The sequence below is a fragment of the Saccharopolyspora indica genome (assembly GCF_027853965.1).
GTDB lineage: Bacteria > Actinomycetota > Actinomycetes > Mycobacteriales > Pseudonocardiaceae > Saccharopolyspora > Saccharopolyspora indica.
Window position 1 is genome coordinate 201,005 of the sequence record NZ_JAQGLB010000016.1, and the last position, 8,905, is coordinate 209,909.

Annotated in this window: 9 protein-coding genes; 5 read left to right on the forward strand and 4 right to left on the reverse strand. The window is 71.9% G+C overall.

What is annotated here, in order from left to right:
• Positions 1 to 5 precede the first annotated feature (5 nt).
• Together OU416_RS29195 and OU416_RS29200 are read right to left on the reverse strand one after the other, a co-directional pair.
• The gene (locus OU416_RS29195; protein WP_270930242.1) at positions 6 to 845 is read right to left on the reverse strand and encodes a DeoR/GlpR family DNA-binding transcription regulator; all 840 of its coding nucleotides are present in this window, start codon (positions 843 to 845) and stop codon (positions 6 to 8) included.
• Positions 846 to 847: 2 nt separating this feature from the next.
• A complete protein-coding gene (locus OU416_RS29200) occupies positions 848 to 1,861 on the reverse strand; it encodes an NAD(P)-dependent alcohol dehydrogenase (protein WP_270930262.1) in 1,014 nt (337 codons plus the stop codon).
• Between the two features lie 226 nt (positions 1,862 to 2,087).
• Between OU416_RS29200 and OU416_RS29205 the strand changes: the two genes are divergently transcribed.
• Positions 2,088 to 2,594 carry a DUF4232 domain-containing protein gene (locus OU416_RS29205; RefSeq protein WP_270930243.1) on the forward strand — a complete coding sequence of 169 codons (507 nt, stop codon included), beginning with the start codon at positions 2,088 to 2,090 and terminating at the stop codon, positions 2,592 to 2,594.
• Positions 2,595 to 2,658: 64 nt separating this feature from the next.
• Here OU416_RS29205 and OU416_RS29210 read toward each other — a convergent pair whose 3' ends face one another.
• On the reverse strand, positions 2,659 to 3,237 hold the full coding sequence (locus tag OU416_RS29210) for a TetR/AcrR family transcriptional regulator (protein WP_270930244.1): 579 nt from the start codon (positions 3,235 to 3,237) through the stop codon (positions 2,659 to 2,661).
• Positions 3,238 to 3,342: 105 nt separating this feature from the next.
• Here OU416_RS29210 and OU416_RS29215 point away from each other — a divergent pair, with 105 nt between their 5' ends.
• The 3 genes from OU416_RS29215 (at position 3,343) to OU416_RS29225 (ending at position 7,057) form a co-directional block, all read left to right on the forward strand.
• On the forward strand, positions 3,343 to 4,356 hold the full coding sequence (locus OU416_RS29215) for an NAD(P)-dependent alcohol dehydrogenase (RefSeq protein ID WP_270930245.1): 1,014 nt from the start codon (positions 3,343 to 3,345) through the stop codon (positions 4,354 to 4,356).
• Between the two features lie 64 nt (positions 4,357 to 4,420).
• Positions 4,421 to 6,430, forward strand: coding sequence for a thioredoxin domain-containing protein (locus OU416_RS29220; protein ID WP_270930246.1), 2,010 nt, complete (start codon positions 4,421 to 4,423; stop codon positions 6,428 to 6,430).
• Positions 6,431 to 6,556: 126 nt separating this feature from the next.
• A complete protein-coding gene (locus OU416_RS29225) occupies positions 6,557 to 7,057 on the forward strand; it encodes a GNAT family N-acetyltransferase (RefSeq protein ID WP_270930247.1) in 501 nt (166 codons plus the stop codon).
• Positions 7,058 to 7,188: 131 nt separating this feature from the next.
• Here OU416_RS29225 and trhA read toward each other — a convergent pair whose 3' ends face one another.
• Positions 7,189 to 7,866, reverse strand: coding sequence for a PAQR family membrane homeostasis protein TrhA (trhA, locus tag OU416_RS29230; RefSeq protein WP_333779664.1), 678 nt, complete (start codon positions 7,864 to 7,866; stop codon positions 7,189 to 7,191).
• A gap of 116 nt (positions 7,867 to 7,982) precedes the next feature.
• On the opposite strand from trhA, the gene OU416_RS29235 reads away from it, so the two are divergent.
• Positions 7,983 to 8,759, forward strand: coding sequence for an isoprenyl transferase (locus tag OU416_RS29235; RefSeq protein ID WP_270930248.1), 777 nt, complete (start codon positions 7,983 to 7,985; stop codon positions 8,757 to 8,759).
• The last annotated feature ends 146 nt before the right edge of the window (positions 8,760 to 8,905 follow it).

Here is an 8,905-nt window from a genome sequence, read left to right on the forward strand (position 1 = left end):
GGCCGTCAACTGCGCGCATCGCTTCCCCTGTCTGGATCGGTGGTGGTCACGAGCCCGGGCGTCGGCACGACGCGGACGCCGGTGCCGAGCCCGCGGATCGCGTCCAGCTCCGCCGCCGGTGCGGCGGCATCGGTGACGACCAGGTCGTAGGCGCCCACGTCGCCGTGCGCGAAGGGGGCGCTCTTGCCGAACTTGGAGTGGTCGACCAGCAGCACGTTGCGCGTCGCGCGGCCGACGATGCGCTGCTTGATCTCGGCGTAGTCCCGGACCGGGTGGAACAGGTGGCCTTCGGTGATGGCGGCGGCCGACACGAACGAGATGTCGGCGTGCAGCCCGTCCAGCGCCTTGAGCACCTCCGGGCCGGTGCACGAGTCGAACTCGGCCCGGTAGCGGCCGCCGAGCAGGCCCACTTCGTGCCCGGCCCCGGCGAGGATCTGCGCGACGGTGAGCGAGTTGGTGAAGACCCGCAGCGCCGCCACCTCGGCGATCCGGCGGGCCAGCGGGAACACCGTGCTCGAATCGTCCACCAGCAGCGTCATGCCCGGCTGGACCTCGGTGGCGGCCGCGGCGGCCAGCGCCTCCTTCTCGGCGACCTGCAGCCCGACCCGGAAGCGCGTCGCGGTCTCCAGGGTCAGCGACGGGTAGGCCGTCACCCTGCCTCGCAGCTTGCGCACCAGCCGCCGGTCGACGAGCGCGTCGAGATCGCGGTGCATCGTCATGAGGCTGACCTCGAAGCGCTCGGCGAGATCGGTGATCCGGACCTCGCCGTGCTCGATGACCTGCCGCAGCACGTCCTGCCGCCGCTGCTCGACCACCGCGTCCGGTGGTCGCGTCCTGCCCGCCACCGCTACTCCTGCGGCCGCACGACGGCCTTGACCGCCGTGTCGTCGTGGCTCGCGACGGTCAGCGCCTGCTCCACCTCGGCGAGCCCGAACCGGTGCGTGACCAGCCGGTCCAGGTCCACCGCACCGGACGCGGCGAGCGCGATGGCGGTCGGCCAGGTGTTGGCGTACCGGAAGGTGCCGGTCAGCTCGATCTCGAAGTTCTGCACGTGGGACAGCGGCAGGGCCAGCTCGTCGCCGCCCATCCCGACCAGCACCACGCGCCCGGCGCGACCGACCGAGCGGATGCCGCCGATCGCCGCGGACGGCACCCCGGAGCACTCCAGCAGCACGTCCGGCTCGTACCCGGACTCCGCGGGTGCGGTCTGCCGGGCATCGACGGTGCCGGTCGCCCCGAGCTCCGCGGCCAGCGCCAGCCGCCGGGGATTGACGTCGGTGACCACGATCTCGGTCGCGCCGAAGGCGCGGGCGGTCTGCGCGGCGACCAGGCCGATCGGCCCGGCTCCGGTGATCAGCACCCGCGAGCCCGGCGCGACCCGGCCCTTGCGGCAGGCCCAGATCCCGACCGACAGCGGTTCGAGCAAGCCCGCCGCGTCGTCGGAGATGGTCTCCGGCACCGCGTAGGCGAACTCCTCGTGCACCGCGACGTACTCGCAGAACGCCCCGTCGACCGGCGGGGTGGCGTAGAACCGCATGGCGCGGCACAGGTTGTACCGGCCGGCGCGGCACTGGTCGCAGACGAAGCAGGGCACGCCCGGTTCGATGGCGACCCGCTGGCCCGGCGCGTGCCGAGCGGCCTCGGAACCGCACGCGACCACGACGCCGCCGGCCTCGTGCCCGAGGACCAGCGGTTCCTCGACGACGAACGGGCCGATCCGGCCGTGCTCGTAGTAGTGCGCGTCGGAACCGCAGGTGCCCACCGAGGTGACCTGCACGAGCACCTCGCGCGGCCCGGGCTCGGGCACCGGGCGCTCCGCCAGCGCGATGCTCCGCACGCCGCGCAGCACGGAGGCGCGCATCGTCTTCGATGTCAAAACCGCTCCCGAGGTCGATCTCGTTGTTAACACATTTTCTGAGAAGACCTCGTTCTACTCAAGCACGTCCCGGAAACGGTGGCCGGTTCACCCCCGACGCGCGGGAGGCGGCGAGGTTGCTCCGGAGTGGCCAATCCGACGATCCGGCAACCGCCGCCGCACCGAGCCGTCTTCAGGAGTGCAGGGAACGAGACCAGCAGGGAGCCTTTCGATGAGCCAGTTCTTCCGCCGCAGCGCATTCGGTGCGTCGCTCGCGATCGCCGCGATCGCGGGAGTCGGCTTCAACGCTTCCCAGGCCCTCGCGACGCCCCCGCCTCCGCCGCCGAGCGCCTGCGTGCCGGGCATCTTCGACGCGACCGTCACGCGCTCCGACAGCAGCGCGGGGCACTCGCACTACAACGTCACGCTCACCGCGATGGATGCGAGCGCGCCCTGCACGCTCAACGGCTCGCCCGCCGAGGTCGTGTTCTACCGGGGCGAAGCGCCGCTCGGCGTGCAGACCGAGGCCTACGGCGAAGCCCGGCCGGTCGTCCTCGGGCCCGGCCGTCCGGTCCACTTCGACATCCAGGTCCGCAACCTCCCCGGCGGCACCCCGGCGGACCGCGTGGACTTCCGCCTGCCGGAGGCCGACGGCTCCCTGTCCGCCGTGAGCAGCGCGCTGGGCGAGATCACCGTCGACGCGGGCACGCGGGTCGGCCCCGTCCAGCCGGGCGCCTGAGGAACACCGAACTCGGGCGGGTCCGGTCGCGTCGGGAGCGCGACCGGCCCCGCCCGTTCTGCTGTCAGCGCTCGGTCTCGAGCTCGATGCGGTCGAGCGCGCGGTCGATGATGTCGGTGATGAACGCGGGGGGCACCGCTTCGCCCTCGTAGGTCGCCCGGACGAGGACCGCGCCGACGAGCATGGCCAGGCAGGGGCCGACGTCGTCGGGCCGGAGGTGCGCGGCGAGGATGCCGCGGACGCCGGTCGTGGCGGTCTCGTACAGGCGATCCCGGAGGTCGCGCGCGCCTTCGTCGTGGCCCGCGCGTTCGATGACGCCCGCCATCAGCCGGTCGTACCGGCCTTCCGACAGCGTCAGCGCGAGCGCGCTCAGGGCGACGTGCAGGTCCTCGCGGAGGTTTCCGCTGGTCGGCGGATGGGTGGTGTCCTCGCAGATCTGGGCGATCGCATCCCGCATGAGATCGACGGGGGTGGGCCAGTGCGCGTAGATGGTCGCCTTCGAGTACCCCGCTCGCCGGGCGACCTCGGCATGCGTCGTCGCTCCCCAGCCTTCTTCCAGCAGCGATGCGGCGCTCGCTCTGATCACGTCGCGCCGGGTGCGCGCCACGCGCGGATCTCCGGGGTCGCCGGACAGCTTCGCCATCCCCCAAAAATAGCTCCTCTCCGCCCGGCAGCCCACTACTGAACTATGAGTACAGTAGTGATCCGTGGGTTCAATAATCCGGATCGCTCGTGAAGGAGCCCCTCGATGACGTTGCCGCGCACTCAGCAGGCCATCGTGCAGAGCCGCTACGGAGCAGTTCGCGACGTGCTCGCGCTGTCCGGAGAGGTCCCCGTCCGCGCTCCTGAACCCCAGGAGGTGCAGGTCCACGTTCAGGCGGCGTCGGTCAACCCCATCGATTGGCAGCTGATCGAGGGCAACCGGCGCCTCATCACCCGCCGTCGCTTCCCGTTCACGCCGCTGTTCGACCTCGCAGGCGTCGTGACCGCGGTCGGGGACCAGGTGACCTCGTTCCGGGTGGGCGATCGGGTGCACGCCGACAACGAGATCGACGGTGGCGGCGCCGCGGAGTACGTCAACGTGCACCAGGGGCTGCTCGCCCTCACGCCAGCCGGGATCGGGTTCGCCGAGTCCGCCGCGATCCCGCTGGCGGCGCAGACGGCGTTGACCTGCCTGGACCGCGGTCAGGTCGTGGCGGGCACCCGTGTCGCGGTGATCGGGGCGGCTGGCGGTGTCGGGCACTTCGCCGTCCAGATGGCCAGCGCGGCCGGGGCCTTCGTGGTCGGCATCGCCAGCGCGCGGAACCTGGAGTTCGTTCGCTCCTTGGGAGCCGACGAGGTCATCGACAGGAACGAGACCGACTTGTCGAGCTTCGGTGCTGACTCGTTCGACGTGGTGGTCGACTGCGTCGGCGGTCGCGAGCAGTGGGTCCGAGCGCAGCGCGTCCTGCGTCCGGGCGGGCGATTCGTGACGATCGCGCGCGACGAGGACGGTGTGGTCACGCTCGCCTCCGCCGCCCGGCTCCTCTCGACGATCACCGCACGCAGGCTGCGCGGCGCGGGCCCGCGGGGAACGAAGTACGTCCTGGTCTTCCTCAAGGCTTCCGGGCTCCTCCTGCGGCGGGTGAACGAGCTGGTCGAGGCCGGTCAGGTCCGCGCGCACCTCGCCCGGTCCTTCCCGCTGACGCTGGAGGGCGTGACCGGGGCGATCGAGGAGAGCCGCGCGGGACGGACCACCGGAAAGCTGGTGCTCCAGCGATGACGTCCGCGCCCGCCTGATGTCCCGTCGCGCTCCGTGATGCTCCGGGGCGTGCCACGATGTCGGTATGAACCGACTGGGCAACTCGCAGTCGCCGTACCTGCTCCAGCACGCCGACAACCCGGTCGACTGGTGGCCCTGGTCGCCGGAGGCGTTCGCCGAGGCCCGCCGCCGCGACGTGCCGGTCCTGCTGTCCGTCGGCTACGCCGCTTGTCACTGGTGCCACGTGATGGCGCACGAGTCCTTCGAGGACGACGAGACCGCTCGGCTGATGAACGAGCACTTCGTCAACGTCAAGGTCGACCGCGAGGAGCGGCCGGACATCGACGCCGTCTACATGGAGGCCACCCAGGCCATGACCGGGCAGGGCGGCTGGCCGATGACCTGCTTCCTGACCCCGGAGGGCGAGCCGTTCCACTGCGGCACCTACTACCCGGTGGCCCCGATGTCCGGGATGCCCTCGTTCCGCCAGCTGCTGGACGCCGTGGCGCAGGCCTGGACCGGGCGCGGCGAGGAGGTCCGCAGGGCCGCGGCCAGGGTGGTCGAGCAGCTGTCCGAGCAGCGCCCGCCGCTCCCGGAGTCCATCTTGGACGAAGAGGTGCTGGCCGGGGCGGTGTCGCGGTTGCACGCCGAGTTCGACGCCGACCGCGGCGGGTTCGGCGATGCGCCGAAGTTCCCGCCGTCGATGGTGCTGGAATTCCTGCTGCGCCACCACGAACGGCTCGGCGAGCCGGGCAGCGGGCACTCCGCGCTCGAACTGGCCAGGGACACCTGTTCGGCGATGGCGCGCGGCGGCATCTACGACCAGCTCGCAGGCGGTTTCGCGCGCTACAGCGTCGACAGCGCGTGGGTGGTCCCGCACTTCGAGAAGATGCTCTACGACAACGCCCTGCTGCTCCGGGCCTACGCGCACCTGGCGCGGCTGGGCGACCCGCTCGGCGAGCGGGTCGCCCGCGAGACCGCCGAGTTCCTGCTGACCGACCTGCTCACGCCGGAAGGCGGCTTCGCGGCATCGCTGGACGCCGACACCGAGGGTGTCGAGGGGCTGACCTACGTCTGGACGCCCGACCAGCTGCGCGAGGTGCTCGGGGCGGACGACGGCGACTGGGCGGCGGAACTGCTGGTGGTGACCGAAGCGGGCACCTTCGAGCACGGCACCTCGACCCTGCAGTTCCCGCGCGACCCGGACGACGCGGCCCGCTGGCGGCGCGTCCGCGACAGCCTCCGCGAAGCCCGCGATCGCCGCCCGCAGCCCGGCAAGGACGACAAGGTCGTCACCGCCTGGAACGGCATGACCATCACAGCGCTGGTGGAAGCCGCCTCGGCGCTGGCCGAACCCCGCTGGCTGGAGGCGGCCGAGACCGCCGCCGACCTGCTGCTCTCGCGTCACCTGGTGGACGGCCGGTTGCGGCGGATCTCGCGCAACGGCGTGGTGGGCACCGCCGCCGGAGTGCTGGAGGACTACGGCTGCTTCGCCGACGGCCTCCTGTCGCTGCACCAGGCCACGGCCGAACCGCGCTGGCTGGAGGCGGCTTGCGCGCTGCTCGACACGGCGCTGGAGCAGTTCACCGACGCCGAGCACCCGGGCACCTTCCACGACACCGCGGCCGACGCGGAAGCGCTGGTCCGCCGCCCCTCCGACCCGACCGACAACGCCAGTCCGTCAGGATCCGCAGCGCTCACCTCCGCGCTGCTCACCGCTGCCGCGCTCGTAGGTCCTGAGAGCACCGCGCGCTACCGCAGCGCCGCGGAGCAGGCGCTGTCGCGCGCCGGACTGCTCGCGCAGCGGGCGCCGCGCTTCGCGGGGCACTGGCTCAGCGCCGCGGAAGCGCGCGCGCACGGACCGCTGCAGGTCGCGGTCGTCGGCGCAGCCGACGACGCCGACCGGGCGGAGCTGCTCGCCGCGGCGCGGCGGCGCGCGCCGGGCGGAGCGGCGGTGGTGGCCGGGGAGCCGGAGGCGGCCGGCGTGCCGCTGCTGGCGGGACGGCCGCTGGTCGGCGGAGCGCCGGCGGCGTACGTCTGCCGGGGCTACGTCTGCGACCGCCCGGTCACCAGGCCCGAAGACCTCCCGCTCTGACCGGCGTCCGCGCAGGTGGGGAACCGTGAGTGCTTCGGGGCGTTATGACGCCCCGAAACGCTCACGGTTCCGGTGCGCGCGGAAATCCGGTGGCAGCGGGCAGGCCGGGTTTGATCAACTGTGCGGGTGAGGATCCGCGACGTCGGCGAGGCCGAGCTGGGGCGACTGCAGGAGATCGAGACCTCGGCGGGGGAGGTGTTCCGGGCCGTCGGGATGCCGGAGATCGCCGACGACCCGCCGCCGGAGCTCGACGTGCTGGCCGGGTTCCAGCGCGCCGGGCGGCTCTGGGTGGCCGAGGTCGACGCCGAGGTGGTCGCCTACGTGATGGTCGAGCTGATCGACGGCAACGCCCACATCGCGCAGGTCAGCGTGCACGCCGACCACGCGCGCCGGGGCATCGGCCGCGCCCTGCTCGACCACGTCGAGTCGTGGGCCCGGGAGCGGGGCCTGCCAGCGCTGACGCTGACCACGTTCCGCTCGGTGCCGTGGAACGGCCCGTACTACGAACGGCTCGGGTTCCAGGAGATCGACGACGTGACACCGGAGCTGGCCGCGCTCGTCGCCCACGAAGCGGAGCTCGGCCTGGACCCGGCCGAGCGGATCTGCATGCGCCGGGCCATCAGGTGACCAGCGGTCGTGGGCGGCGATGACGAGCACGCCGCCCACGTGGTCATACATAAGGCCGGGCACCCGGAGTCCAGGCGGGCGCTGAGGTTCCGCTACCCGCACCGCTACGCAAAACGAGTTCAGAACAGGCTCTAGGCGTAGAGCGCGAGCCAGATCGCGATGTGGTGGCAGATCGCGGCCACCGAGACCGCCGAGTGGAAGAACTCGTGGTAGCCGAAGGTCTTGGGCCACGGGTCGGGCCAGCGGCACGCGTAGAAGATCGCCCCGGCCGTGTAGAGCAGACCACCGGCGACCAGCAGGATCAGCGCGGCGAGCCCGGCGTTCTCCAGCAGGTCCGGCAGCACGAACACGGCGACCCAGCCCAGCGCGATGTACACCGGCACCCCGACCCAGCGCGGCGCGTTGGGCCAGGCGAGCTTGAGGATCACACCGCCCAGCGCACCGCCCCAGACGACCGCCAGCACCACCGTGCCCGTCGTCGGCTGCATCGCGACCATCGCGAACGGGGTGTACGTGCCCGCGATGAACAGGAAGATCATCGAGTGGTCGAGCCGCCGCATCCAGGTGCGCGCACCGACGGTCTTCCACGTCTTGCGGTGGTAGAGGGCGCTGACGCCGAACAGGCCGAGCACGGTCGCCACGTAGATCGAGGTGCCCACCGCGGCGGCGGCGGACACCGTCGAGGCGGCGAGCGCGATCAGCGTGGCACCGGCGGCGACCGACACCACCAGTGACCACAAGTGGATCCAGCCGCGCATCCGCGGCTTGACGAACGCGGTCGGGCGGCGAGCGGAGAGGGCGCTAGTCACACCCCGAGGTTACGGGACCGTAGGTTTTGCTCGGAGGTGATCCGCACTGCATCCGGCCGTGCGCTCCGGGCCACCCGAGCATCAGGACTCACCGGATCCGCGTAGGCTCAGCTGGCGTGGCGTTCAAGGTGCGGTTGAAAGAACTCATGCTCAGCGTCTACGAGCGCAGGCTGCGCCGGAAGCTGGACGGGGTACAGCATCCGCGGCACGTCGGCGTCATCCTGGACGGAAACCGCAGGTGGGCGAAGGAAGCCGGGCTGGACGCCGCGCACGGTCACCGCGCCGGAGCCCGCAAGATCGCCGAGATGCTCGGCTGGTGCCAAGAGGCCGAGGTGGAGGTCGTCACGCTGTGGCTGCTCTCCACCGACAACCTCAACCGCACCTCCGACGAGCTCAAAGCGCTGATGGAGATCATCGCCGGGGTGGTCGACGAGCTCACCGCTCCGGAAGCGCCCTGGCGGGTGCGGATCGTCGGCGCTCTGGACGTCCTGCCGACCGAGACGGCCGCCCGGCTCTCCGCCGCCGCGCTGCGCACAAAGGGGCGCACGGGCATGCAGGTCAACGTGGCGGTCGGCTACGGCGGCCGCCGGGAGATCGCCGACGCGGTGCGCAAGCTGCTGCAGAAGCACGCCGAGGCGGGCACCACCATCGAGGAACTGGCCGAGGTGCTGACGGTCGACCACATCGCCGAGCACCTCTACACCTCCGGCCAACCGGACCCCGACCTGCTGATCCGCACCTCCGGTGAGCAACGGCTGTCCGGTTTCATGCTGTGGCAGTCCGCGCACTCCGAGTTCTGGTTCACCGAGGCCTACTGGCCGGCCTTCCGCCGCGTCGACTTCCTCCGCGCCCTCCGCGACTACGCCGTCCGCCACCGCCGCTTCGGCGGCTGACGTCAGAGCAGCGGAAAGGCCAGGTCGCGCTGACCTGGCCTTTCCGCGTGGGACTGGAGCTCAGCCCTTGGGGTGGTCGACCACCGGGGCGTTCACGCAGTGGTTGATCTGCGGGGACAGGATCGGCACGACCGCACCGATGACCG

Excerpts from the sequence above, each read along its gene's own strand:
- OU416_RS29210 (WP_270930244.1), bottom strand. The coding sequence starts at position 3,237 with ATGGCGAAGCTGTCCGGCGACCCCGGAGATCCGCGCGTGGCGCGCACC.
- OU416_RS29205 (WP_270930243.1), top strand. The coding sequence starts at position 2,088 with ATGAGCCAGTTCTTCCGCCGCAGCGCATTCGGTGCGTCGCTCGCGATC.
- OU416_RS29200 (WP_270930262.1), bottom strand. The coding sequence starts at position 1,861 with ATGCGCGCCTCCGTGCTGCGCGGCGTGCGGAGCATCGCGCTGGCGGAG.
- OU416_RS29220 (WP_270930246.1), top strand. The coding sequence starts at position 4,421 with ATGAACCGACTGGGCAACTCGCAGTCGCCGTACCTGCTCCAGCACGCC.
- OU416_RS29215 (WP_270930245.1), top strand. The coding sequence starts at position 3,343 with ATGACGTTGCCGCGCACTCAGCAGGCCATCGTGCAGAGCCGCTACGGA.